Below are 24654 nucleotides of genomic sequence, written 5' to 3'. Positions count from 1 at the left end.
GCTAGGTCGTGTTGACAAAAGGGATTCCCCTCGGGCGTAGGGTATGATTCAAGCTGGCATCTGCGATGGAGACCAGCTTGGCACGAGACCTTATGTCGGACGAGGAATGGGCGTTCTTTGAGCGCTTCATCCTCGCCGTCCGCGCCCCGAACGGACGCAAAGCAACCAACCACCGCCTCGTCCTTGATGGGATTTTCTGGATTGCCCGAACCGGGGCGCCATGGCGGGACCTACCTGGCGAGTTCGGCAAATGGTCAAGCGTTTACCGACAGTTCCGGCGCTGGACACTGGCGGGCCTCTGGGAGGACATCATGGATGCTCTGAACCAGAGCGGAGCCGTGCCAAGCGCCCTGCAAATGATCGACAGCACCGTGATCCGCGCCCACCATCAGGCAGCGGGCGCTAAAGGGGGACTCCACGACAGGGTTTCGGCCGTTCTCGAGGTGGCTTTACGACCAAGATCCACCTTCTCGTCAACGCACACGGGCTTCCCATGAGGACAGAGATCACACCTGGCCAGACGTCGGACTATCTCGGCTTCGATCTGGTGATGGCGGATAATCTGCCCAGCCCGAGCGTGCTGCTCGCGGATCGCGGCTACGATGCAGACAAGATCAGAGAAGGCATGGAGGCGCGCAACGTCCTGCCCGTGATACCGATGCGCAAGTCCCGCAAGAAGCGGATTGGTGTCGATCGCTCGCTGTATCGCCTGCGGAATCTGATCGAACGTTGCTTCAACAAGCTCAAGAACGCCAGGCGTGTCGCGACCCGCTACGACAAGACGGCGGAAAGCTTCCTCGGCTTCATTGACATCACGTCGATCCGTCTCTGGATCCACCATTTGTCAACATGACCTAGCATCAATAGGGCTACGACCCTGCCAAATGAGGGCATGATCTTCCTTTAGATCAAGGTAGTTTTGGCACAGCACTTTGTATCCAGCTGACTTATTTGCGGAAACGCTAGAATGTAGGTCCAGAAACTGTTTGGCCGTGATCTTCTGCTCTTCAAGGGCAGTCATTGCTTCGCGAAATTGCTTGTAGCGATCCTTGATGGGGTCATAAAGCAGGTTGAAATCGTCAATTATGCTTCGGGCTTTAGCCTTATCCTTACGCTTGTCTCCATACGCAAAATCAATGAACTGACTGATCCTAATTTTCATTTTGCTATCCTACTTGGCTTCATAGGCAACCTTACGACCACACGACTCCAAATAAAGAGGATTTTGTTGGTCACAGTTGGCGACGTCACAACAGAACCCTTCAAGCCTTCATGCAAGCTTTTGGCTAAAAGCTTGCATGGCGCGCACCCCTGCCGGCCCATGAATGCTGGGCTTTTCATCCGGCCGGCGTGAAAACCCCTTGGTTCATGCGCGGTTTCTGGCATCATGGCGACAGAAGCGTGCAAGGATTGCGCCATGCCAGAGACCGCGAAACCCGCGTGGAACAAGGGCCGCGTCGTCGGCAAAAAGCCCCCGCTGACCCCCGATCAGGTCGCTCTGATCCGGCTGCTCTTGCGTCAGGACAAAGCCTGGCGCGATCTGGCGCTGTTCAACGTCGCCCTCGACACCAGTTTGCGCGGCTCGGATCTGGTGCGGTTGCGGGTCTCGGATGTGGCGACGCCGGTCGGGATCCGCGAACTCATCGAAATCCGGCAGAAGAAAACCGGGACGCGCCATGCCCGGCCGGTCCAGGCCGCGCTTTCGCGCGGCACCCGTGACAGCCTGCAGGCCTATCTGGTGGCGGCACCCAAACCGCTCCACGCCTGGCTCTTCACCGGCCAGGGCCCGCGCTGGTCGCAGAGCCATCTCAGCGAAAGCCAGCTCTGGCGGCTGTTCAAATCCTGGCTGGACAAAGCGCGGCTCGATCCGGCGCTCTACGGGCTGCATTCGCTGCGCCGCACCCTTCCGACCCATATCCATCAGCAGACCGGCAATCTGCGCGCCGCCCAGCTCCTGCTCGGCCATGCCAGCATCGAGAGCACCAAGGACTATATCGGCACCGAACAGGCCGAAGCCCTCGAGATTGCCCGGAGGTTCCATCTGTGAGCCAGAGTTCTCTCGAGAAGCGCATTCCCGCCCAGAATCTTGCCCGCTATTATCGCCTCGAGGCGACTGGTCTTGTCGCGGTTTAATGCCGCTCCTTTGATAGCATAATGTGGGCGTTGTTGAGCTAATCGGCAGCAGACTGATCTGCCCCTTTGCCGCTTTTTGTTCAGGCCACGGCTATGATCTCGGCAGTGCCCGAGGACGTTGTATTTGTTCAGGATGGCGATGCAGATCTGGAGGGGCTAGTCAACGAAAATTGCGATCAATCCCGGTGCATCCGTTCAATAAGATAATGCAAACATAGCATGGTAACCACGAGAAGACTGGCGAGCAGCCAAGCGTATGATCCCCACCAAACTATCCTGAATATATACCGGACCTTCTCCGGAGTTTCGAGTGCGAGGTCGGAGGCCGCGGATATGGACCCGATGACGAAGATGAATATGGAAATAAATGCGCAGTAACCTAACAGAGTTGACAGGAATCTACGGCGCGTCAGCGGGACGAGGTTTCCGTGAACCAGTTCCCGTATTTTCGGAGCTTCGCCGGACATGACGTTGTCCAATCCAGCATTCGGGAAGCTGGTCACGGCGGCCAATGCAGCTATATAGAACCCGATCAAGACCCCCATCAGGGTCGTGGCGCTTGCAACCATCGCGCGGAGGTTAACAATCACGTAACCGTCCGAAACCAGTTTATAGGCAAGGACGGATGCTCCCACGATCACTGTAGGGTAGATGTATTGAAAATAGATCAGATCCTGACCGCGAAGCCTATAGAAAGAAAACGCCGTTAATAGCTTGGAGAAGTTGACGAAAAACTTTCTTATCTGGCGACGCATCACCTTTCCTCAACGTGGACCGCCCGTTCCTTGAGCTTTTCCACGATATCGTCCCGAATGCCATCGTATCTCTGTGTGAGCGGGACGTTAAAGTTTGTGATCCGCTCGTTTAAGCAGAACGCTCCCTCCAATGCTTCTTGCGCGGCATCTGCGATGGCTTCGGCCTCTGCCGCCACGGCGGCGGTTTTTATCTGACCGTCGTGAGATTTGATCCTGACCAGAAGTTGTTTGCTGTCATGTTCGACGTCTTCCCAGCCTCTAGCAAAGTCGATCCCGTCTCTAAGTAGGGCTAGCGCACCCGCGTTATCAACTCGTCGTCCGATGTCCCACCGAACCTGACGGGATTTCTCTCTCACAAGAGGCTGCTCGTCGACGCCCTGATCTAGAGTTTGGTTCCCGACGAAGGTCATGTCCATGACTGTGCCCGAGGTCATCGCAGCGCTCAGTGTCGTCGATTGATAGCTGTCAATCTCGACCACGCCACGATATGTCTTGGGCTCACCGCCAACATCCAGTGTTCTTGCCGCGAGTGGTTGTTTGAGAAGCCAGTTGAAGTGCGCCTTCAGTGTGGTGAAGCTTACTCCGGGGACCTTCTCCAAGAGGATGAGATGTCTTCCAACGGGGTCAGGGTTTAGTGCGATCAGGACGTGGGAGCAAAAATGGCTGCCCTCGTTGTTGTGCTTCCCGGCATCCCTGGTTGCTAGGGTGTCAAAATCCACAAACGCAGGATCCGCCGCGGTGCGATCCCCAGTCTGCACGACAAAGAAGCAATAATTCTGTTCCGCCGCAGTTGGACCGAACCACATGCGCCGCTCGTTGTTTTGATAGGCCCTAAGCCCTTCGGGCTGCTGCTCAACCGCACGCATCGCGCCTAGCAAATCGCTCAAGACAAAGCTAGGTGCGCCGTCCGGCGCCTGAGTGTTACTCCGAACAGTCAGTTTTCCAACGGAAACCCACCGATAACTTGTTGAAATTGCCATGCGCTTCTCTGGCTGATAAAGATTGTGTCACGTAAGCAAAAATCCGCTTATCGAGCAAGTCCCATGCGGCGATTTTGCGCATAGAGGGGCGTAATGTCGTGAGGACCGTCGCCAATGCTAGTGAGCCTGAATTTATGAACGAGGCTGATACCTGCCGTAAACTTGTCGTCCCGAAGCTGCAGGTGGCGGGCTGGGATGACCGGCCGCATGCTATCAACGAGCAGCGGACATTTACGGATGGCCGGATCGTCTTCGTCGGTGGTCGTGCGCGAAGAGGCAAGCAGAAGCGCGCGGACTATGTTCTGCGCTACAGCCCTGATTTTCCCATTGCCGTGGTGGAGGCCAAGGCCCGGTACCGCCATGCGGCAGATGGTCTACAGCAGGCCAAGGATTATGCCGAGGTTCTGGGCCTCAAGTTTGCCTATGCCACCAATGGCGCCGAGATCGTGGAGTTCGACTACACGACTGGGATCGAACGCATGCTCGACGCCTTCCCAGTCCCGGATGACCTGTGGACGCGCCAACGGGCGGCGGAAGGCCTGCAAGACCCGGTTGCCGCCGAGCGGCTGCTCACCCCGAACTTTCCGGACCGCGCCAAGCCTCTGCGATACTATCAGGAAATTGCCGTCAATCGTGCCGTTCAGGCGGTGCTTCAGGAACGAAAACGGATCCTGCTCACGCTTTGTACAGGGGCGGGCAAGACCGCCGTCGCCTTCCAGATCTGCTGGAAGCTGTGGTCGGCGCGCTGGAGCGGCAAGGGGGTGAACCGCACGCCGAAAATCCTGTTCCTTGCCGATCGCAATGTCCTCGTCGACGATCCGATGGCCAAGGACTTCAGCCCGTTCGGGGACGCCCGCCACAAGATCGCCGGCGGCATCGCGGTCAAGAGCCGCGACATGTATTTCGCTATTTACCAGTCGATTGCACGCGATGAGAACCGGCCCGGGCTTTACCGGGAATATCCTCGTGATTTCTTCGACCTGATCATCGTGGACGAATGCCATCGGGGCAGCGCCCGCGACGACAGCAACTGGCGCGAAATTCTTGAATGGTTCGAACCGGCAACCCAAATCGGCATGACCGCGACTCCCCGCCGTGAGGAGAACGTCGATACTTACAACTATTTCGGTGACCCTCTTTACGAATACAGCTTGGCACAGGGAATCGCGGATGGCTTCCTCGCGCCTTATCGCGTGCACCGGGTGATCACCGATTATGACGCAGCAGGCTGGCGGCCGAGCCGGGGAGAACTGGACCGATACGGACGGGAAATCCCTGACAATGAATACCAAACCCGCGATTTCGAGCGCGTCGTCGCCCTCCGTGCCCGGACCCGCGCCATTGCCCGCCACCTTGCCGGCTTCATGGCAGAGACCGACCGCATGGCCAAGACCATCGTGTTCTGTGTCGATCAGGAACATGCGCTCGAAATGCGGCAGGCACTGGCGGAGCTGAATGCCGATCTGGTGCGCGACAACCCAGACTACGTCTGCCGCGTCACCGCCGATGAGGGCGATGTCGGCCGTGGCCACCTGTCCAAGTTTCAGGATGTCGAGACTAGCACGCCGGTGATCCTGACCACCTCGCAGCTTCTGACCACCGGCGTCGATGCGCCGACCTGCAAGAATGTGGTGCTGGCCCGCAGTGTGGGCTCGATGCCCGAGTTCAAGCAGATCATCGGTCGCGGCACCCGGCTGCGCCCCGATTACGGCAAGCTCGCCTTCAACATCATCGACTATACCGGCACCGCCACACGCATGTTTGCCGATCCGGCCTTCGACGGCGATCCGGTCCGCGAGGCCGAAGCCGTCATCAATGAGGAAGGCGAAACCATCGAGGAGCGCGAGGCCGAGGATGTGATGCCCGAACCCGGCGACCTTCCCGAGGGTCCGGAACGGCCTTTGGACGATCCCGAGCCTGAACCAGGACCGCGCAAGTTCTATGTTGATGGCGGCGAAGTGTCAGTCGTCCGCCACCTGGTCTATGAGCTCGATGCCGAGGGCAGGAAGCTCGCCTGCCGGCAGTTGACCGACTACACCGGCGACAAAGTGCGCACCCTCTATCCCAATGCCTCGGAGCTGCGCACCGACTGGCTTGACCCTGAAAGGCGCGCTGAAATCATCGAGCGGCTGGAGGAAAAGGGCATCGACCTCGACACCTTGGCCGAAGCCGTGGGCAAGCCCGAGGCTGACCCGTTCGATCTGCTGTGCCATCTCGCCTACAACATGCCCCTGCGGACCAGACGCGAGCGTGCCGACCATCTGCTGCGGGAACAGGACGCCTTTCTCGCCGAGTTCAGTCCCGAGGCGCGCGAAATCCTCGACGCCGTTCTGGAAAAATACGCTGAACACGGCAGCGCCCAGTTCAAGCTGCCCGACATTCTCGAAGTGCCGCCTTTCAATGAATGGGGCAACGTCATAGAGATCGCCAGACGCTTCGGCGGGGGAAGGGAGCTTCGCAGCGCCGTCACCGAGTTGCAGCGACTGCTTTATACTGCCTGACCTGAAGGACGACCCCCATGGCCAAACCCGCCCGCAAGAAGGCTGCGCCCAAGCAATTGACGACCGCACAACGTCTCGACAGCATCATCAAGTCCGCGCGCAAAATCATGCGCAAGGACAAGGGGCTGAACGGTGACCTAGACCGGCTGCCGATGCTGACCTGGATCATGTTCCTGAAATTCCTAGATGACATGGAACGCATCGAGGAGGAACGCGCCGAATTGGCCGGGAAGGAATACCGCCCGATCATCGAGCCGCCCTATCGCTGGCGTGACTGGGCGGCCGAGGTGGACGGCATCACTGGCCCTGACCTTCTGACCTTCCTGACGGCCGAAAAGGCCGAACGCCCGGACGGAACCAAAGGCCCGGGCCTGTTCGCCTATCTGCGTGCCTTGCGTGGTGACAACGGCCGACGCGAGCGGCGCGACGTCATCGCCACCGTCTTTCAGGGTTTCGCCAACCGCATGGAAAGCGGCTACCTGCTGCGCGATGTGGTCAACCTCATTGATGGCATCCACTTCGATTCATCCGAGGAGGTTCATGTCCTTGGTCGTCTCTATGAAACCCTGCTGCGCGAGATGCGCGACGCAGCGGGCGACTCGGGCGAGTTCTACACCCCGCGCCCCGTCGTGCGCTTCATGGTCGAGGTTTCCGATCCGCAGCTTGGCGAAACCATTCTCGATCCAGCATGCGGCACCGCCGGATTTTTGACTGAATCCTTTCTGCATCTGGAGCGCCAGGCCGACACCGTCGAAAAGCGCCGCATTCTGCAGGACGCGAGCATCATGGGCGGCGAGGCGAAGTCGCTTCCCTTCCTGCTGGCGCAGATGAACCTGCTGCTGCATGGACTCCACGCCCCGAAGATCGACCCCGGCAACGCCCTCCGCTTTCGCCTCAACGAGATCGGCGAGGGCCAGCGTGTGAACATCATTCTCACCAACCCGCCCTTCGGCGGTGAGGAGGAGGCGGGGATCCTCAACAACTTCCCCGAGGACCGGCGCACGGCCGAAACCGCTCTGTTGTTCCTGCAACTGATCATGCGGCGGCTGAAACGCGCCGGGCGCGGCCGCGCCGCCGTCGTTGTTCCGCACGGCACGCTGTTCGGCGATGGCATCTCGGCGCGCATCAAGGCTGACCTGCTGGAAAAGTTCAACCTGCACACGGTGGTCCGCCTGCGCGAAGGCGTCTTCGCGCCCTACACCGACATCCCGGCAAATCTGATCTTCTTCGACACCAGCGGACCGACGAAGGACATCTGGTATTATGAGATGCCGCTGCCTGAGGGTCGCAAGAAATATTCCAAGACCGCGCCCATGGCCTATGAGGAGTTCGCGGACTGCCTCGAATGGTGGAAGAACCGCGAGGAAAACGAGCGCGCCTGGAAGGTTTCTGCAACCTGCCTGATCCAGCGCGACACCGATCGTCGGGTCATCGCCTGCAATCTCGACCTCAAGAACCCCCATGCGCTGGAGGCCGAGGATCACCGCCAGCCGGATGAAATCGTCGATGCCATCATCGGCCGCGAGCGCGAGATCATGGCGATCATGGACGAGATCCGCGCGGAACTCGCGGAGGGTACGTGATGGGCTGGCCCTTGGTTCGGCTGGGGGAGATAATCTCCCAGCGCAAAGACTTCATCGAAATTGCGCCGGATGAAACCTATGCGCGTTGCCGTGTGCAGACTTCTGCGAGGGGCATAATCCTGCGTGACCGCGTGGCGGGTGCAGAAATCAAGACGAAGCGACAGCAGGTCTGCCGCACAGGCGAATTTCTGGTGGCGGAGATTGACGCCAAGCTTGGGGGCTATGGTATCGTTCCCGAGGAACTCGACGGCGCAATCGTCAGCAGCCACTATTTCCTGTTCGAGGTTGACGAGGCGAAGCTGCTTCGCGGCTTCCTCGAATGGTATTCACGGACACCCGATTTCCTCGAACAGGTGAAGGCGCGCGGCTCTACGAACTATGCCGCAATTCGGCCATCGAATGTGCTTGGCTATCTCATCCCCCTTCCTCCCCTCGACGAGCAGCAGCGCATCGTGGCGCGGCTGGATCGGGTAGCGGGGCTGGTCAGGGCGCGGGCAGAGGCCGCCGCCGCGATGGAGGCCGACCTGCAGGCGATGCTGGCCAATGCTTTCGCCCGCTGCATCAAAGCCGCCCCCCGCCGCCCCATGGCCGAGGTCGCCCCCCTGATCCGCCGCCCAGTGGAGATTGAACCGGACCGCGAATACCCCGAACTCGGCGTCCGCTCCTTCGGTCGCGGTACGTTCCACAAGCCCGCGCTGGCAGGTGCCGAGGTAGGCACCAAGAAGCTGTTCGAGATCGTCTCCGGTGATCTGCTCTTCAATATCGTGTTTGCATGGGAAGGGGCCGTCGCCATCGCCCGACCGGAAGATGCCGGTCGCGTCGGATCGCATCGCTTCCTGTCCTGCATACCCAAACCCACGGTTGCTACGGCCGACTTTCTGCTCTTCTATTTCCAATCGCCGGATGGGCTGCAACGTCTGGGCGAAGCCTCACCCGGCGGGGCCGGACGCAACCGGACACTAGGCCTGAAAAAACTTGAAACTATCGGAGTCCCCGTGCCGCCCCTCGAAGCCCAGCACTGGTTTGATCGCCTTCAGGCCAAAGCCCGCCGCATCCGCGCCATCCGCGAGGCATCCGCCCGCGACGCAGACGCCCTGATCCCCGCGCTTCTGCACGAGGTCTTCAACGGAAAGGCAGTCGTCGCATAATACCACGCGCCGTCCTCACCGAGGATCAGGTCCGGGATCTGCATGCCAAGATTGGAGAACTGGCGGTGGCCAAATCTTTTTTGGAAAAAAAACTGAAGCCTTTGGATGGGAGATGAGGCGCGGATGGTCGAACGCGACCATCCGGACCTGTCGATCAGCTAACCGTCGGAGCAAACACGTAGAGGCCATATATTTGGTAGTAACCTTTGTTCCAACCGCTCACAGCTCCCAGCCACCATCCTGTTCGCGCGTGAACTCAGGGCTTACCTCCCTGAGACCTTCACGTTCCATCTCGCCATAGCTGCGCCCGAGCACGACCATCCCGATCGCGACCTGCCTGCGCAGAGCCGCATCCGGGAAGTCGCCCACCAACGCATGATCATCACCACCAGCCAGCTGGCCGAGCACAGCCCCACCATAGCTTCCCCTGAGATCGTCAAAGAACGCGCGCGCTTGGGCAGGGTTGGAGAAGCCTAGCTGCTCCCGACGGGCAACCCTCTCCGCAATCTGGGCCAGGGCCGAGATCAGACGCGGATTGCGCCGCGCCACCGGAGCGACCTCCTCGTCACCCGCCCTGCGCCCCAAAACTTCGGGCAGCCGCGCCTCGATCGCAGGCTCCGGGACAGAGCTCTGGCCTACGGCTTTCTCCTCCCCGTCCCGCTGCAGGATGCCTGCCAGCCGCGTCTTGATGTCGCCCAGCCCCGCAACCGGCCCCCCCTCGAACTCTGCAGCGACACCCTTCGCCCGAAGCGCCCGCAGCGCGGCAAGCCCGGCCGGGATCCGCCCCTCGCTCTGCTCGCGCGCCAGCGCGTAAGCCGCGCGCAGCTCCTCGACCCGCTCGCGCAACTCGGCAACCAGCGCCCGCGCCTTACGCGCCGAATAAACCGCAGCGCCGCGTACCGTCACCGGAACGTAGTCCCGCCCCTCTGCCGCCGCCTCGCGTTGCGCCCGCCGCTCCATCGCATTGACCGCCGGGCCAAGCTTGACCTCGGGGCCGCGGTCCAGCGCCTCGGCCGCCAGATCATCGCCCCGCTCTAAGGCCGCTTCGCGCTGCGACTCGAGCGAGCGATGATCGACCCTCTCCCCGGTCCCGGCCAGCTCCAGCGCCCGGTTCTGCAACCCGGCCCAAACCGCCCGCATCGCCTCGATCTCGACGCCGCCGGTTTTCGCGGCATCGAGGATCCGGGTCTTGGCCCCGAGACCCTCGGGGCCCATGACCCGTGTGGTGGTCAGGATATGGACATGGTGGTTGCGCTGATCGCCCTCGGCATGGGGTGCATGCACCGCAACATCAGCGACCACGCCAAAGCGCGCCACAAGCGCCTGCGCGAAGTCCCGCGCCAGCGTCAGGCGCTCCGCATCCGTCAGTTCGGACGGCAGCGCCAACTCCCATTCGCGGGCGGTGACGGAATTGCTGCGGCTCTCGCGCGCCTCGGCGGCATTCCACAAAGCCGCCCGCTCCTGCACCCAGTCAGGAGCGCCCTCGGGGGCCAGGATAAAGCAATCCTGAACCCCGCGCTTGGCAGTGTAATCATGCACGCGGCCCTCACGCTCGCAGGCGATGACACTGCCCGAGCGATAGGCGGCAGCCGCCGTCGCCGATCGACCGGCGCTGCGCTTCACGGTCTTTACCGAGAGGTGGTAGCTCGCCATGCGACCCCTCTCCGCAAAGACCGCTGCGGCCGCGATGCAGCCCGCAGACTGGCCCCGAGGCCAGCACACCGCGTCGCAGAGCAAGGGTCCTGCGCCCCGGCAGGCGCGACCCGCTCCGGTGCCGCCCGCCCGCCAGCGCCTCCCCCCATGCAGGGAAACGCGCCATGGGCGGATCTCGCTCCTGTGCGCCGCCCACCACAAGGCTGGGCGCACAGGAGCGAGACGGCTTGCCCCCCGCAAGCCTGGTGCGTGGCCGGCCCCACCGGGGGCCACAGCCGCCGCACCATCTGCCGCCCGCGCAATCGATCCCGACCAGCCCCCCATGCAGGGGCGAGGTCACGGATCGGCAAGCGGGCGGCAGCGGGCCATCCAACAGCCCATGCTGGCGTGAGATGGTTTGGAAGAGGCGGCGCGCTCTTCCATATCGCCGCAGCGCGCGGCGACGGGGTTGGCCATCGGCCGGGGCAATGCCCCGAAGAGATCGCACGCAAATCTTGGAGCCGGAGGCGAGAAGTTTGCATAAGTGCGCCCTTGTCCTTTACAGGCCACAGGGTAAACGATAGATTTGAACCGTTCAATCAGACATTTCACGCCGTCAATTTTCAATCTTCGGGATAGTTAACATGACCGAGACCGAACTCGACCGTGCCCAGAAGCGCTATGATCAAGCCCGTGCCCGTCTTCAGGCCCTCAAGAACCGTGAAGCCGCCAAAGAGCGCAAACTGGATACCCGCCGCAAGGTGATCCTCGGCGGCGCCCTCACCGATCTCGCCAGCCGCGACGACAATGCCCGTGCCATGCTAGATCGCCTCATTCGCAACCTCCCCCGTGAACAGGACCGCAAGACTTTTGAGGGCTGGGAACCGGAAAGGCCCAAACCGGAGGATTCGGGACCTGGCGCATGAGGCTGCTCGCACGCCTGCACCGCTTTTTCGCCACAACGCTGGGGCTGGTGATTGGCGTGCCCTGGTTGATCGGCACCTTTCTGTTTTTTCTCGCCTGCAGCCTTGCGGGCGGCTTCCTCCTCTTCTCGATGCTGCGCGGTCTGTTCGCCGGCACCGAGATGCTCAGCGACCTGCCGTCCACCGCCTTGGGGATGCTCGGCTTTGGCCTCTGCCTGATCCCGGCAATCAGCCTCGGGCTGCTGCACTGGTCCGATTATACCGGCCTCTCCCTCAACTTCCTGCGGCGTGGAGACAGCCATGGCTCGGCCCGCCTGAGCACCCGCAAGGAGCGCGCAGCGCTCCAGCGCGGCGACGGCCTCTTGATTGGACGCGATGCCGAGAGTGGCCGCCTGCTGCGCTATGACGGACCGGCCCATCTGCTGACCCTCGCCCCGACCCGCGCCGGCAAGGGCGTGGGGACAATCATCCCGAACCTGCTCACCGCGAAGCGCTCGGTTCTGGTCATCGACCCCAAAGGCGAGAATGCCCGCATCACCGCCCGCGCCAGATCCGGACTGGGGCCGGTCCATGTCTTCGACCCCTTCGGTGTCACCGGCCTGCCGACCGCCGCCTGCAATCCGCTCGATCGGCTGCAGCGGGGGAGTCCGGATCTCGGTGAGGACGCGGCCGCGCTCGCCGAAGCGCTGGTCATGGATCCGCCCGGACAGGTCGCGGAAGCGCATTGGAACGAAGAAGCCAAAGCCCTGCTCGCCGGGCTGATCCTCTTTGTCGTCTGCCACGAAGAAGCCGGACGGCGCACGCTGGCCTCCGTCCGGGAATACCTGACCCTACCGCCCGAGCGGCTCCGCGCGCTTCTGGAGCTGATGCAGGAAAGCGAGGCCGCCCATGGCCTGATCGCCCGCGCGGCCAATCGCTTCCTCGGCAAGGCCGACAGGGAAGCGGCGTCCGTCCTTTCGAATGCGCAGCGCCATACCCACTTCCTCGACAGCCCCCGCATCACCGCCGCCCTTGCCCGCAGCGATCTCGATTTCGCAGACCTGAGACGCGGCATCATCTCGGTCTTTCTGGTCTTGCCGCCCAATCGGCTCGACACCCACAGCCGCTGGCTACGCCTGATGGTCGCCCAGGCGCTTTAGGACATTGCCAGAGACGCGGAGAGGCCCCAGGAGCGCCACAGGCCTCCTGAGGCGGCCACAGAGGCTCAGAGCGGCCCTAAGGCACTCTCGGAGCCATCAGGAGGCTCTGAGAGTGCCAGGACGGCCCCCAGCGGCCCTGTGCTCTTCTTGCTGGACGAAATTTGCCGCCCTCGGCCGTCTGGAGCCTGTGGAGCGCGCTATGGGGTTGATGGCCGGTTACGGCATCCAGCTTTGGCCCATCTTGCAGGACCTAGGTCATGTTGACAAATGACGCAGCCAGAGGCGGATGGACGTGATGTCGATGAAACCCAGGAAGCTTTCGGCGGTCTTGTCGTAGCGGGTGGCGACGCGGCGGGCGTTTTTCAGCCTGTTGAAGCAGCGTTCGACGAGGTTGCGCAACCGGTAGAGGGTGCGATCCACCGCCACCCGCAGCTTGCGGGTTTTCCGCATGGGGATCACCGGCAGCACGTCGCGCGCCTCCATGGTCTTGCGAACATTGTCAGAATCGTAGCCACGATCGGCCAGCAGGACGGAGGGCTCGGGCAGGTTGTCGGCCATCACCAGATCGAAGCCGAGATAGTCCGATGTCTGGCCGGGCGTGATCTCCGTCCTCATCGGCAGGCCGGCACTGTTGACGCGGAGGTGGATCTTGGTCGTAAAGCCACCCCTCGAACGGCCGAAACCCTGGCGCGGAGTCCCCCTTTTGCGCCCGCTGCCTGATGATGGGCGCGGATCACGGTGCTGTCGATCATCTGCAGGGCGTCGGGGACCGCCCCGCTCTCGTTCAACGCCTCCATGATCTGCTCCCACAGCCCGGCCAGCGTCCAGCGTCGGAACTGGCGGTAGACAGAGGACCACTTGCCGAACTCCTCGGGCAAGTCACGCCAAGGCGCGCCGGTGCGGGCGATCCAGAAAATACCATCCAGAACAATACGATGGTTCACTGGCTTGCGTCCGTTCGGGGCGCGGACAGCCCGAATGAAGGGCTCATGGAACGCCCATTCCTCGTCCGACATCAGGTCTCGTGCCAAGCTGGTCTCCATCGCAGATACCAGCTTGAATCATGATCAGCGCGCCCCGGGAATCCCTTTTGTCAACACGGCCTAGAACATAACGGGAACAAACGCCGCGACCTTCGTCCACCCCTTGGCCTTCTTTGTTTTGGAAATACCCCGGGGGTCCGGGGGCAGAGCCCCCGGTGCTTCGACCGGACCGACCCGGGACGGCGGGGCAGGGGCGCCCCTCCATTTACTTCCGGGTGCGTTCCCGGAATTCGTCGCGGACCTTCTGCAACCAGCCGCCGACCGTGCTCAGCGCCTCGCCGCCCTTGCCGAGCCATTGCTTCAGCTCGCTCTCGGCGGTTTCGCGGGTCGAGCGCTCGCCCTCGGGCAGGGGCGGCAGGATATGGGCGTAATAGGTCTTGCCCAGCAGCCGATGCAGCAGCCGCTCGCCCGGGAAGGGCTGGTTGCTGTTGATCGCCCGCGCGCCCCGGATCAGCGTGCGGATGTCATATTGCGTCGGGCTGATGTCGGGCACCTGCTTTCGCAGCCCGAGCAGGCTATAGACCCCGATCCGGGCGGTGCGGATCGAGCTGTCCATGGTAAAGACGATGTCGTTCGCGGTTTCCACGAATTGCCCCATCAGCGCCAGATTGGTGCAGCCCTCGGGCACGACATGCGGCCGGTCGCCGGCGGCGCGCGGCATGAACATCGCGGTGATATAGGGCATCAGCGCCAGCCGCACCTTGGTATTCTCCGCCACCGCATCGACATCGGCGACGCCGAGATGGTGGCACAATTCCTCGAGGATCTCGCGCCCGGTGCAGGCGGGCATCGGTTTGGCGACCTTGTTGCCGTCCTTGTCCATCAGCAGCGCATAGACCCACAGCACCAGTACGTCGCCGGGCTGGCCGGGGAAATGCGGCTGGCGGTTGCAGGTCACGCTCATCACCCAGTTCGAATCGGTAAAGGTGATGATGCCGCCCGTCACCGTCTTGCCGGAATAGGGATCGTTGACCGACAGTTCCTTCAGCCGGTCGACCAGCGGCGAGGGCTTGCAGGTCAGCGTCGCCGATTCCCACATCGAGCGGCTGGTGTCGCCATAGAATTTCTGTGGCTTGCCGAAGACCGGCGATTTCGCGGCGAGGTTCTGCCACAAGGCCCAGTCGCTGTCGGGGCCGGGGTTGTGGCGGTCGCGCTCGAGCACCGGGGCGTGGTCCATGTCGCCATAGGCCGTGCCCTCGGTCATCGAGCCGGTCAGGGCAAAGACCACGTCCTGTTCGGCCACCGGCAGCAGCGTATCGGCGCCATTCACACGGGCGCGGATGCCGGTCACGGTGCGCTGACCTTCGGCCTCGGTCATCTCGAGATCATAGGCGCGGGTGCCGAACTGCACCTTGACGCCGTGCTTCTTCAGATGCTCGACCAGCGGTTTCACGAATGTATCGTGTTGATTGTATTTCGGAAACACCAGACAGGACATATCCGCGAAACCGTCGATGGAATCGAGGAAGCGGTGCATGTAGAGCTTCATCTCCAGCAGGCTCTGCCAGTTTTCAAAGGCGAACATCGAGCGCCACAGGAACCAGAAATTCGATTGCAGGAAGCCTTCGCTGAAGTAATCCTCGATGGTCAGGTCATCCAGATCCTCCTTGCGCTTCAGAAGCAGGCGGATCAGCTCCCATTGCTGGGGTTTCGACAGGCCGAAGGTCGAGAAATCCTTGATCTCGCCCTGATTGTGCATCAGCCGCGCCTTGGACCAGTTCGGGTCGTTGTCATTGACCAGCCGGTATTCGTCCAACACGCTGTAACCCTCGGGCAGTTCCAGCGCCTGCACGTCCTGGAACATGTCCCAGAGGTTGTCGTAATTGAAATTCATCTCGCGCCCGCCGCGGATGATATAGCCGTCCTCGGCATTGCCGGCCCCGTCCAGAGAGCCGCCGGCGACGTCCAGCGCATCCAGAATGGTGATGTCCTTGCCCTGCATGCCGCCGTCGCGGATCAGGTAAAAGGCCGCCGCCAGCCCCGCGATGCCGCTGCCTATGATCCAGGCGCGGCGTCCCGGGACCTGATTGGCGGGCCAGGGGCGGTTACGCATATAGGCGCCCATCATGTCCGGGATCGGCATCGTGTTTTCGGGGCGGTTGGACCAATAGGCGGCGGTGCTGTCGTTTTCGACCCGGAAGGGGCGGGGATCGTCGGCGCTCATGAAGGTGCTCCTGTCTGATGCGTCTGTGCGGCGGGACAGTGCTGCGACCGGGCGGGAGGGCTGGAACGCGGAGGGACATGTCTCTGCCGTGCCACTCAACCTTTCGCGGTCCGGGGGGTTCCGCGACAGGGCGGACCAAGTGTCGCACCCTGCGCGGGTGCGGGGGGTGATGTGCCCCGGGTGGCGGGCGAACTGGCCGCCTTGGGCTGCGCGGCCACAGCCATTCCCGCAACCGTGGCGCGGGCTGCGGGTTCGGGTTGCGGCGGTCGGCTGCGGCATGCGTCGCCGAGCCGGGCCGCGGGGCAGGGGCGCCGCTAGGGCAGGTCGAGCAGCCGCAGGGCCTGCGTCACCTGCTCCGCGACCGGCAGCGCCATGTCCACCATGACGCCATCCTCGTCCGGGGCCAGCATCTCGAGCGTGGCCAGTTGCGAATCGAGCAGCTTGGCCGGGAAGAAATGCCCCTCGCGATGCGACAGCCGGTCCTCGAGGATCGCGCGGCTGCCGTGCACATGCAGGAAGCGCACGCGCGGCGCGCCGCTGCGCAGGATGTCGCGATAGGCCCGTTTCAGCGCCGAACAGCCCATGACCGAGCTTTGGCCCGCCGCCTCGTTGCGGGCGAATTCGGCGGCCAGCGCGTGCAGCCATGGCGCGCGGTCGTCGTCCAGCGGCTGGCCGGCCGCCATCTTTTCGAGATTGGCGCGGGGGTGGAAGCTGTCGCCCTCGATGAAGGGCCAGCCCAGCCGCTGCGCCAGCGCGCCGCCGGTGGTGCTTTTGCCGCTGCCCGAGACGCCCATGACGACGATATGCATCAGCCCGCTCACAGCAGCCACCAGCCCAGGGCCGCAAGGGCAAAGCCGATGCTGCCCAGCAGCGTCTCCATCACGGTCCAGGTCTTCAGCGTGGTCTTTTCATCCATGTTCAGGAAGCGCCCGACCAGCCAGAAGCCCGAGTCGTTGAAATGGCTGAGCACGGTGGCGCCGCCGGCGATGGCGATGACCAGAAAGCAGCGGTCGAGTTCGGACAGCCCGGTCGTCGCGGCGACCGTCGGCGCGATCAGCCCAGCCGTCGTCGTCAGTGCCACCGTGGCCGAGCCCTGCGCCACCCGCAGCGCGGTCGAGATCACGAATGCCGCGACGATCAGCGGCATGCCGACGCTTTCCAGACTGCCGGCCAGCGCCTGACCGATGCCGCTGGCGCGCAGCACGCCGCCGAACATGCCGCCGGCGCCGGTCACGAGGATGATGGCGCAGATCGGTCCCAGCGCGCTGTCCATCAGCTTTTCGACCTCGGAGGCCGCGCGGCCCTTGCCCAGCAGGGCCATGGCCACGATGACGGTGATCAGCAGCGCCACCGGCGTCTGGCCGAGCAGCCGCATCACCGTGACCCAGCCGGCTTCGCCATCGACGATGCCCATGGTCGCCAGCGTGTTCAGCCCGGTGTTCAGAAAGATCAGCGCCAGCGGCAGCAGCAGCACGAACAGCACGGTGCCGAAGGCGGGCGGCACGCGGTCCAGCTTTTCCTCGGCCGCGCCCAGGATCTGCGGCACCGGCAGGACGAAGCGGTGCCCGGCCCATTTGCTGAACAGATAGCTGCCCAGGAACCAGGTCGGGATCGCCAGCGTCAGGCCGACGATCAGCAATAGCCCGATGTCGGCGCCCAGAAGCTCGCCCGCGGCGACGGGGCGGGATGCGGCGGAACGAAAGCGTGCATCACCGCGAAAGCCCCCGCCGAGGGCAGCGCGTAAAGCAGCACCGAGCCGCCAAAGCGCAGCGCCACGCTGAAGATGATCGGCAGCATCACCACCAGCCCGGCGTCGAAAAAGATCGGAAAGCCGAACAGCAGCGAGGCGATACCCAGCGCAAAGGGCGCGCGGTCCGGCCCGAACTTGTTGATCAGCCGGTCGGCCAGCACCTGCGCCCCGCCCGTCACCTCGAGCAGGCGGCCGATCATGCCGCCGAAGCCGACCAGCAGGGCGACGGTGGCCAGCGTGCCGCCGAAGCCGTCAAGCAGCGTCGGCACCACCTTGGCCGCGGGAATGCCCGCGACGATGGCGGTCAGCAGAGCGTTGTTGCAGAACTCATGAGCTTCCGGGATTCACGGCGTGAATCCGGTGGGTTAAGAGCCTGCCATGAGCAAGCCCGAACCTGCCCGCTACCGTACGACCAACTGGAAATCCTATAACGACGCGCTGAAGCGGCGCGGATCTCTGCTCGTCTGGCTAGACCGGGACATGGACTGGCTTGCGCCGAAGGCAGGCAAGCCCGGACGTCCGCCGGTCTTCTCCGACGCCGCCATCCAGTTCTGTCTGATGATCAAGGTGCTCTTCGGCCTGCCGCTTCGGCAAACGACCGGAATGGTCGCCAGCATCCTCGAGATGGCTGGTCTGGACTGGCCGGTCCCGGACTTCTCCACGCTCAGCCGCCGCCAGAAGACAATCGTGGTCCAGCTTTCGTCGCGCCGGGCTCCGGGCCCTCTGAACCTGCTGGTGGATAGCACCGGGAATCAAGTTCCTGGGCGACGGAGAGTGGCTGGCGAGGAAGCATGGCACCCACCGCCGCCGCCAGTACCGCAAGGTCCATCTGGCGATGGACACGGCGACCGGCGACATCCGGGCGGTGGAATTCACCTCTAGCCGCGAGGGCGACAGCCCCGTGCTCCCTGATCTTCTGGACCAGATCCCGGAAGACGAGGAAATCGGCACCGTTACCGGTGATGGCGCCTTCGACACCCGCCGTTGTCATTCGGCGATCCTTGCGCGAGGTGGCACAGGGATCATTCCCATCCGCAGAAATGGCCGCCTCTGGAAAGAAGATTGCCCCGCCGCCTTGGCCCGCAACGACATCCTGAGGGCAACCCAGCGCCTCGGCCGGACGATCTGGAAAAGGTGGTCCGGCTATCATGTCCGCAGCCGGGTCGAGGCCCGGATGAGGAATCTGAAATCCTTCGGCGAGCGGATCGCGTCGAGGGACCCCGACCGCCAGACAGCCGAGATCCACATCCGCGTCGCCCTGATGAACCGCTTCAACGCCCTCGGCACCGCCGAGATCGAACGCGTGGCCTGACCTCAGCTGGGGAAAGGGCCATCATGTCCTGAAGCCGACTTCTGCAACAAGGCCGAGGGGAAGGCTCCGAACGAGGGGCGGGATTTTTCCTATTCAGAGCAACGTCAGAAGCTCATGACCGCTGAACAGATCACTGGCATGAAGGCTGATGATCTGCTGCTGCTGGTAGGCAACCGCAACCCGCTCAAGGCCAAGCAGAATGTGTATTTCAAGAGCAAGACCTACCGTGGAAGATTCGATCAGAACCCTTTGAACTGAGGTACGTTTCGCTGCCTTTCGCGCGCATTCTTAGCTGCGAGCACTTTTCCATGCGTTCGGGTTTGGAAACCGCTGCTGAAATGATGGGGAATTTGTAGTGTTAAATATGTGTTATATAATGTGTTACGCTGTGGATAAGTGTTCATAGCCCTATGAATTCATTAAGCTTTTAGAAGTGGTCTGTGTGTAGAGTCACGATAAAGCGTGTGTAAAGACACGAAATAATGTGTGTAAAGACACGAAAGCTCTACGCCTGTGTGTGAAATCACGAAAGGGCTTGACCGTGTGTGTGAAATCACGAAACATAGGTCATGGTGTGTGAAATCACGAAAGACGGCGACCGCTCTCCCTTGCTGCCAGATCGGCAGGAACAAGGCGACTTTTTTGTATGCGATATCTTTGATGCCGCACCCAAGGGTGACATGGCTTCGATGGCGCATCCGATTTTCTCGCTTTCTACAAAACCAGATCACCGAGTGCGGCGATACGAAGATGGGACGGGGCGAAACTATCTCGAAGTGAAACCTTCGTCCGATGGTCTGGCAACGATCCACGATCGCGATGTGCTGATCTACTGCATCAGTCAAATTATGGCAGCTATCAACAAAGGTCAGAAGGTTTCAAAAATCGTTCGCCTGAAGGCGTTCGACCTCCTGAAAGCAACGAACCGGCCATCAGATGGGCGTGGATATAGCGGCCTTCGAAGCGCCCTCGCCCGGCTGCAAGGGACACAGATTGAGACGAACATCGTGACCGGCGATGTCGAGCAATTGGATATTTTTAGCATCATCGACCGCGCTCGTATCGTACGTGAAACCCGTGATGGTCGGATGCAGGAAATCGAAGTGCAACTCTCTGATTGGGTGTTCAACGCGATCCAAGCGCATGAAGTTTTGACCCTCCACCGGAACTATTTCCGGCTGCGTAAGCCATTAGAGCGGCGCATCTATGAGATCGCCCGCAAGCACTGTGGCTCGAAGAAAGAGTGGAAAATCAGTCTTTCTGCTTTGCAAGACAAGTGCGGATCGGCTTCGACCTCTCGCGAGTTTAAGCGGCTGGTCGGCAACATTGTCGCTCAAGATGAGGCGTACAATCACATGCCGGACTATTCAGTCCGGTTAGACGAAAACATGGTCGTATTTGTAAACCGTCACGCGGAAAAGCCGCAAGCTCTGGCGGCTCCATCCGGGGCGATCCGTTTGAGCCCTGACGTTTATCAGGAAGCCCGTAAGGTTGCGCCGGGATGGGACATCTACACGCTAGAGCAAGAATGGCGCGAATGGATGGCCGACGGTGGTCTCGATGCTCCGGCCAACCCGGACAGGGCATTCTTAGGGTTCTGCCGGAAAATCTTTGAGAAACGCGGCAACCCTTAGCCGCTTCTACCCTTCTGTTCTTCAAGCAACAACTCCAAGCCCTGCCAAAGGGTAAGATCGCGCGTTGAACAAAAAGCCCGAAAATCATCCACCACGCGCTTCGGGCCAGGTATCGAAACTTTGTCCTGCGGCTCTTTGCGTTTGGGGCCAGGTTTAAGGCGCGTCGTTGGTTCCCTGTTGACGAAGCCAAGATCGGCACCGGCTCTGACGGCCTCGCTTAATGAGCTGCCATCGACCTTTGGCCGAGGCTTGGGTGCCGGTGTTGTCTTGGGCAGGTCGATCCCGCCTGAGAAGCCGTATTTCCCGCTCATGCCACTTGCTCCTTGGTAAGGGTTGCAATGACGGTTTGTGCGTAGTCGCGGGCATTCTCGATGGCTCCGGTCACCTGCTTCATGGCCTTGTCGGATACAGACGCGGTTTTGCCCTGCATTTCTTGCGTCACGATGTCAGGCAGCTCTGACAAGAGCACACCGTCCCGGAAGATGCGGGTGTAAGGCGCGCGCTTGGCGATCCGAACGGGTAGCGTCGGGATGTTGTTGAGCTCCATTTCTTGCCGCACGTCGCGCTCATCCGTGGTCTGGAACGCGGCGTTGGTGCGAGTGAACAAGAGGGCGTAGTTGATTTGCGCGCGGATCATGTTTGCTGTGGTTTGTACCAAGCGAACCGCTTGCGCGGCTTGCCGGGCTTCCATAGGCGAGCCATCGAGCGGGATGATGCACAAATCTGTCCGCGATAGCGCGAAAGTGACGATCTGATCCTTCGACCCTTCAAGGTCGATAATGAGATAGTCAGCCTCATCGGATAGGCTGTCGATGAGCTCGACCGTCTCTTCGGCCTGCGGTCGCGCATGAACTGTGAAAGGAACGTCTCTACCTTCGGCTTCGCGCGTCTGGGCCCATGCAAGGATGTTGGCATTTGGGTCCAGATCGAGAATCGCAACGCGACCGCCAGAAATAGCGATCTGTTCAGCCAAGAGCATGGCGGACGTAGTTTTCCCCGAGCCGCCTTTCGGGTTTGCGAAGGTGATTACATACATGGCGGTAGATTGCCTGCGTTTAACTCTAACATCAACTATGTCGTTAACATTAATTATAGAGTTAACTTTAATGACATAGTTAGAGTTAAATTCGAGGGTGCTTTGAGACGTTCGACCTCGTCACATCTAGGTCGTTCAACCCTACGGGTTTTCAGTAATGGAACCGCAGTTGCGCAATCTCTAGGCTTTGGCCATCGCCAGCTCCACTGACCCGGTAGACCATTCGATCTTCTTGAGTAATTCGCCGGGACCACCAGCCAGTCAAATCGCCCTTCAAAGGTTCCGGCTTGCCGGTTCCCTTGAAGGGGGTCCGCTTGCATTGCTTGATCAGCTCGTTGATCCGGTCACGTACCTTGTCGTTGGTGCTGACCCAGTACTGATAATCTTCCCAGGCCTGATCCGAAAAAACCAGCTTCACTCGGTCAGCTCACGCTCTTCGCCAGTTCCAGCATCGAGTTGCGCGATCGACGCGCGCAAGCGGGATGCGTTTTTCGGTGTGGACAAGAGGTGCAACGTCTCGTTGACGGCGTTCCAAGTGTCCAAGGACACGACCACAACGGACTCGCCCTTCTTGCGCGTCACGACAACTTCCTGCTTGTCGTGGATCGCTCGATCCATGACGCCCTTCAGTTGAGCTCGTGCGTCTGAGTAGGTCATAACATCCATGTCGACTCCCCTTTGCTTCCCTATATATGTACAACATTAAGTACAAGTAAAGGGGTGGTACGAAGGCGGCAGTCAATTTCATGGAGAATTTACGAGAGAGAAAGGGCTCACGTGAATGACATCGTTACCCGCCCCGCAGAGGAAATGTCTCGCGAGGAACTTTACGAACTGGTCTGGCAGACCCCCATGAGCAAGCTTGGCGCCCAACTCGCGACGAACGGGCCAGGCTTGGCCGCTCTTTGTCGAAAGCGCCAAATCCCCACGCCACCCTTGGGCTACTGGCAGAAAAAGGCCGTTGGCCGTGCTCCTGAAATGCCTCCTTTGCCGTCATTTGAACCGCCCCAAAAGACCTCCCCTTCAATCAAGCCAGCGCGGGGCAGTGGTAAACCGCCAGTACCTGCGTCCGTCCCATCTCGCGACGCTGAGTCCGTTGCGGAACTACCACCCTTCGATGAAGACGACGAAAGCCTTGACCATATGCGAGCGCTGCACCCGAAGGTGAAGGCATGGGTCGCAGAGCACCGTCAGCTACAGGAGAGCCGTCGAGCGGAAAACCGGCAACGGTCGCGCGACTTTTGGGGAGGGTCACTTCCTCATATCAGCGACCTCACTGCGCGTGACCGATATCGCTTCAGGGTGACAAGCACCCTGTTTCGCGCGATCGAGAAGCAAGGGGGGACAGATCGGCGAAGCCAAGCTTACAGGCAAGGTGACATTCCTTGTCAGCGGGAAGAGCTCAAGTGCGTAATCGCTGAGAAAATGTCGAGGGCGACAAAGATCATGGAAGGGGCAGGGAAGTGGACGGCCCTTCCTCATCACCACCAAACAGGCCTTGTTTCCTCTGGCTTTCTGCGCGTGAGGTTCGACACCTACGTCAATGGTCGCAGTCGCGACTGGATTGAAACGCCCAAGAAGAAGATGGCGATTATGCTGCCTGATATTGTAAGCGCCATTATCGCGGCAGGGCCGCTTTTGGCAGAGGAGGCGCGGGAGCGCGCAGAATGGCACCGCCGCTACGAACAAGAGCAGGCAGAACGCCGTGAGCGCCAAAGACAGCTGGAGATAGACCACAAGCGCTGGTGTCGGTTTCAGTAGCACGCAAACAACTGGCGGGAGCGCGATCGGCTTATGGCGTTCATCGACGAACTACGCCACCGCCTGCAAATTGAGGGTGATACCGCCATTGAAGGTAGACCTCTCAGCGAGTGGATTGTCTGGGCCGAAGAGCGAGCTCTTGCGCTCGATCCGTTCCAGAACGGTCTGAAAGGGCTTTTTGAAACCATCAGCTCCGCCTGATTTTTACATTTTCAAAAATAGTGTAAGCTTCTGTTAAAGCTGTTAAAATCCCAGTGCCCTGCGGTCCAACCGATAGGGTAAACTAAACTGCTATCCGCCTGCCTAGGTCGTGTTGACAAAAGGGATTCCCCTCGGGCGTAGGGTATGATTCAAGCTGGCATCTGCGATGGAGACCAGCTTGGCACGAGACCTTATGTCGGACGAGGAATGGGCGTTCTTTGAGCGCTTCATCCTCGCCGTCCGCGCCCCGAACGGACGCAAAGCAACCAACCACCGCCTCGTCCTTGATGGGATTTTCTGGATTGCCCGAACCGGGGCGCCATGGCGGGACCTACCTGGCGAGTTCGGCAAATGGTCAAGCGTTTACCGACAGTTCCGGCGCTGGACACTGGCGGGCCTCTGGGAGGACATCATGGATGCTCTGAACCAGAGCGGAGCCGTGCCAAGCGCCCTGCAAATGATCGACAGCACCGTGATCCGCGCCCACCATCAGGCAGCGGGCGCTAAAGGGGGACTCCACGACAGGGTTTCGGCCGTTCTCGAGGTGGCTTTACGACCAAGATCCACCTTCTCGTCAACGCACACGGGCTTCCCATGAGGACAGAGATCACACCTGGCCAGACGTCGGACTATCTCGGCTTCGATCTGGTGATGGCGGATAATCTGCCCAGCCCGAGCGTGCTGCTCGCGGATCGCGGCTACGATGCAGACAAGATCAGAGAAGGCATGGAGGCGCGCAACGTCCTGCCCGTGATACCGATGCGCAAGTCCCGCAAGAAGCGGATTGGTGTCGATCGCTCGCTGTATCGCCTGCGGAATCTGATCGAACGTTGCTTCAACAAGCTCAAGAACGCCAGGCGTGTCGCGACCCGCTACGACAAGACGGCGGAAAGCTTCCTCGGCTTCATTGACATCACGTCGATCCGTCTCTGGATCCGCCATTTGTCAACATGACCTAG

The 24654-nt window shown here is 61.2% G+C and carries 21 protein-coding genes and 4 pseudogenes; 13 read left to right on the top strand and 12 right to left on the bottom strand.

Features of this window, described 5'->3' with window-relative positions; all coding sequences use genetic code 11:
* The first annotated feature begins 65 nt into the window (after positions 1–65).
* A protein-coding gene (locus RTS12_RS13180) for an IS5 family transposase (protein WP_312529270.1) occupies positions 66–853 on the top strand; the annotation gives its coding sequence in 2 pieces (ribosomal slippage) (positions 66–405 and positions 405–853; 789 coding nt in all).
* Here the strand turns inward: RTS12_RS13180 and RTS12_RS13175 are convergent.
* Complete coding sequence (locus RTS12_RS13175; protein ID WP_312529268.1) at positions 845–1162, bottom strand: hypothetical protein; 318 nt, start codon at positions 1160–1162, stop codon at positions 845–847. The genes RTS12_RS13180 and RTS12_RS13175 overlap by 9 nt on opposite strands.
* A 255-nt stretch (positions 1163–1417) precedes the next feature.
* Here RTS12_RS13175 and RTS12_RS13170 point away from each other — a divergent pair, with 255 nt between their 5' ends.
* On the top strand, positions 1418–2047 hold the full coding sequence (locus RTS12_RS13170) for a tyrosine-type recombinase/integrase (protein ID WP_312529266.1): 630 nt from the start codon (positions 1418–1420) through the stop codon (positions 2045–2047).
* Between the two features lie 262 nt (positions 2048–2309).
* On the opposite strand, the gene RTS12_RS13165 is transcribed toward RTS12_RS13170, so the two are convergent.
* Both RTS12_RS13165 and RTS12_RS13160 read right to left on the bottom strand, forming a co-directional pair.
* Entirely contained in the window at positions 2310–2888 is a 579-nt protein-coding gene (locus RTS12_RS13165; protein WP_312529264.1) for a hypothetical protein, read from the bottom strand.
* Entirely contained in the window at positions 2888–3868 is a 981-nt protein-coding gene (locus RTS12_RS13160) for a hypothetical protein (RefSeq protein ID WP_312529262.1), read from the bottom strand. The genes RTS12_RS13165 and RTS12_RS13160 overlap by 1 nt, the downstream gene beginning before the upstream one ends.
* A gap of 134 nt (positions 3869–4002) precedes the next feature.
* Between RTS12_RS13160 and hsdR the strand changes: the two genes are divergently transcribed.
* Genes hsdR through RTS12_RS13145 form a run of 3 tightly spaced genes read left to right on the top strand, consistent with a single transcriptional unit; the run spans position 4003 to position 9100 of the window.
* Positions 4003–6369: an EcoAI/FtnUII family type I restriction enzme subunit R gene (hsdR, locus tag RTS12_RS13155; protein WP_312529260.1), complete on the top strand. Its 2367-nt coding sequence runs from the start codon at positions 4003–4005 to the stop codon at positions 6367–6369.
* Positions 6370–6386: 17 nt separating this feature from the next.
* Positions 6387–7952: a class I SAM-dependent DNA methyltransferase gene (locus RTS12_RS13150; RefSeq protein ID WP_312529258.1), complete on the top strand. Its 1566-nt coding sequence runs from the start codon at positions 6387–6389 to the stop codon at positions 7950–7952.
* Positions 7952–9100 carry a restriction endonuclease subunit S gene (locus RTS12_RS13145; RefSeq protein WP_312529256.1) on the top strand — a complete coding sequence of 383 codons (1149 nt, stop codon included), beginning with the start codon at positions 7952–7954 and terminating at the stop codon, positions 9098–9100. Before RTS12_RS13150 ends, RTS12_RS13145 begins: the two co-directional genes overlap by 1 nt.
* A gap of 219 nt (positions 9101–9319) precedes the next feature.
* Here RTS12_RS13145 and mobQ read toward each other — a convergent pair whose 3' ends face one another.
* The gene (gene mobQ / locus RTS12_RS13140) at positions 9320–10753 is read right to left on the bottom strand and encodes a MobQ family relaxase (protein WP_312529254.1); all 1434 of its coding nucleotides are present in this window, start codon (positions 10751–10753) and stop codon (positions 9320–9322) included.
* A 623-nt stretch (positions 10754–11376) separates the two neighbouring features.
* Here mobQ and RTS12_RS13135 point away from each other — a divergent pair.
* Both RTS12_RS13135 and RTS12_RS13130 read left to right on the top strand, forming a co-directional pair.
* Positions 11377–11658: a mobilization protein gene (locus RTS12_RS13135; RefSeq protein WP_312529252.1), complete on the top strand. Its 282-nt coding sequence runs from the start codon at positions 11377–11379 to the stop codon at positions 11656–11658.
* Positions 11655–13047 (top strand): annotated as a pseudogene (locus RTS12_RS13130) (type IV secretory system conjugative DNA transfer family protein); the annotation flags it as partial. The gene RTS12_RS13135 and the pseudogene RTS12_RS13130, both read left to right, overlap by 4 nt.
* 2 nt (positions 13048–13049) lie before the next feature.
* On the opposite strand, the pseudogene RTS12_RS13125 reads toward RTS12_RS13130, so the two are convergent.
* The 4 genes and pseudogenes from RTS12_RS13125 to RTS12_RS13110 all read right to left on the bottom strand — a co-directional run bounded on the left by RTS12_RS13125 (position 13050) and on the right by RTS12_RS13110 (position 18020).
* A pseudogene (locus RTS12_RS13125) lies at positions 13050–13810 on the bottom strand (IS5 family transposase).
* Between the two features lie 232 nt (positions 13811–14042).
* Positions 14043–16001, bottom strand: coding sequence for an oleate hydratase (locus RTS12_RS13120; protein WP_312529247.1), 1959 nt, complete (start codon positions 15999–16001; stop codon positions 14043–14045).
* A 314-nt stretch (positions 16002–16315) separates the two neighbouring features.
* Complete coding sequence (locus RTS12_RS13115) at positions 16316–16810, bottom strand: gluconokinase (RefSeq protein ID WP_312529245.1); 495 nt, start codon at positions 16808–16810, stop codon at positions 16316–16318.
* An 8-nt stretch (positions 16811–16818) separates the two neighbouring features.
* Positions 16819–18020 (bottom strand): annotated as a pseudogene (locus RTS12_RS13110) (GntP family permease).
* A gap of 109 nt (positions 18021–18129) precedes the next feature.
* Here RTS12_RS13110 and RTS12_RS13105 point away from each other — a divergent pair.
* The 3 genes and pseudogenes from RTS12_RS13105 to RTS12_RS13095 all read left to right on the top strand — a co-directional run bounded on the left by RTS12_RS13105 (position 18130) and on the right by RTS12_RS13095 (position 20697).
* A pseudogene (locus RTS12_RS13105) lies at positions 18130–19063 on the top strand (IS5-like element ISPth1 family transposase).
* A 6-nt stretch (positions 19064–19069) separates the two neighbouring features.
* Positions 19070–19321 carry a type IV secretory system conjugative DNA transfer family protein gene (locus RTS12_RS13100; protein ID WP_312529272.1) on the top strand — a complete coding sequence of 84 codons (252 nt, stop codon included), beginning with the start codon at positions 19070–19072 and terminating at the stop codon, positions 19319–19321.
* A gap of 311 nt (positions 19322–19632) precedes the next feature.
* Positions 19633–20697 carry a replication initiator protein A gene (locus RTS12_RS13095; RefSeq protein WP_074637844.1) on the top strand — a complete coding sequence of 355 codons (1065 nt, stop codon included), beginning with the start codon at positions 19633–19635 and terminating at the stop codon, positions 20695–20697.
* Here the strand turns inward: RTS12_RS13095 and RTS12_RS13090 are convergent.
* From RTS12_RS13090 to RTS12_RS13075, 4 genes are all read right to left on the bottom strand, one after another.
* Positions 20694–21008 (bottom strand): hypothetical protein, encoded by a 315-nt coding sequence (locus RTS12_RS13090; protein WP_127657609.1) that lies wholly within the window; start codon positions 21006–21008, stop codon positions 20694–20696. The genes RTS12_RS13095 and RTS12_RS13090 overlap by 4 nt on opposite strands.
* Positions 21005–21733 carry a ParA family protein gene (locus RTS12_RS13085; protein ID WP_066009097.1) on the bottom strand — a complete coding sequence of 243 codons (729 nt, stop codon included), beginning with the start codon at positions 21731–21733 and terminating at the stop codon, positions 21005–21007. Before RTS12_RS13085 ends, RTS12_RS13090 begins: the two co-directional genes overlap by 4 nt.
* A gap of 151 nt (positions 21734–21884) precedes the next feature.
* Positions 21885–22151, bottom strand: a complete 267-nt coding sequence (locus RTS12_RS13080; RefSeq protein ID WP_312529234.1) for a Txe/YoeB family addiction module toxin — start codon at positions 22149–22151, stop codon at positions 21885–21887.
* The gene (locus tag RTS12_RS13075; RefSeq protein ID WP_036743750.1) at positions 22148–22399 is read right to left on the bottom strand and encodes a type II toxin-antitoxin system Phd/YefM family antitoxin; all 252 of its coding nucleotides are present in this window, start codon (positions 22397–22399) and stop codon (positions 22148–22150) included. Before RTS12_RS13075 ends, RTS12_RS13080 begins: the two co-directional genes overlap by 4 nt.
* A gap of 111 nt (positions 22400–22510) precedes the next feature.
* Here RTS12_RS13075 and RTS12_RS13070 point away from each other — a divergent pair, with 111 nt between their 5' ends.
* From RTS12_RS13070 to RTS12_RS13060, 3 genes are all read left to right on the top strand, one after another.
* The gene (locus RTS12_RS13070; RefSeq protein ID WP_312529214.1) at positions 22511–23494 is read left to right on the top strand and encodes a hypothetical protein; all 984 of its coding nucleotides are present in this window, start codon (positions 22511–22513) and stop codon (positions 23492–23494) included.
* A 33-nt stretch (positions 23495–23527) separates the two neighbouring features.
* Positions 23528–23695: a hypothetical protein gene (locus RTS12_RS13065; protein ID WP_312529212.1), complete on the top strand. Its 168-nt coding sequence runs from the start codon at positions 23528–23530 to the stop codon at positions 23693–23695.
* 166 nt (positions 23696–23861) lie between these two features.
* Positions 23862–24649, top strand: a protein-coding gene (locus RTS12_RS13060; protein WP_312529210.1) for an IS5 family transposase whose coding sequence is annotated in 2 segments (ribosomal slippage) — positions 23862–24201 and positions 24201–24649 — 789 coding nt in all. Because the reading frame shifts where the segments join, the coding sequence is not laid out codon by codon here.
* The last annotated feature ends 5 nt before the right edge of the window (positions 24650–24654 follow it).

The sequence above is a fragment of the Paracoccus sp. (in: a-proteobacteria) genome (genome assembly GCF_032007265.1).
In the GTDB taxonomy this organism is placed as follows: Bacteria; Pseudomonadota; Alphaproteobacteria; order Rhodobacterales; family Rhodobacteraceae; genus Paracoccus.
The sequence above is the reverse complement of the archived record's forward strand: the minus strand, read 5'-3'. Positions and strand labels throughout refer to the sequence as shown.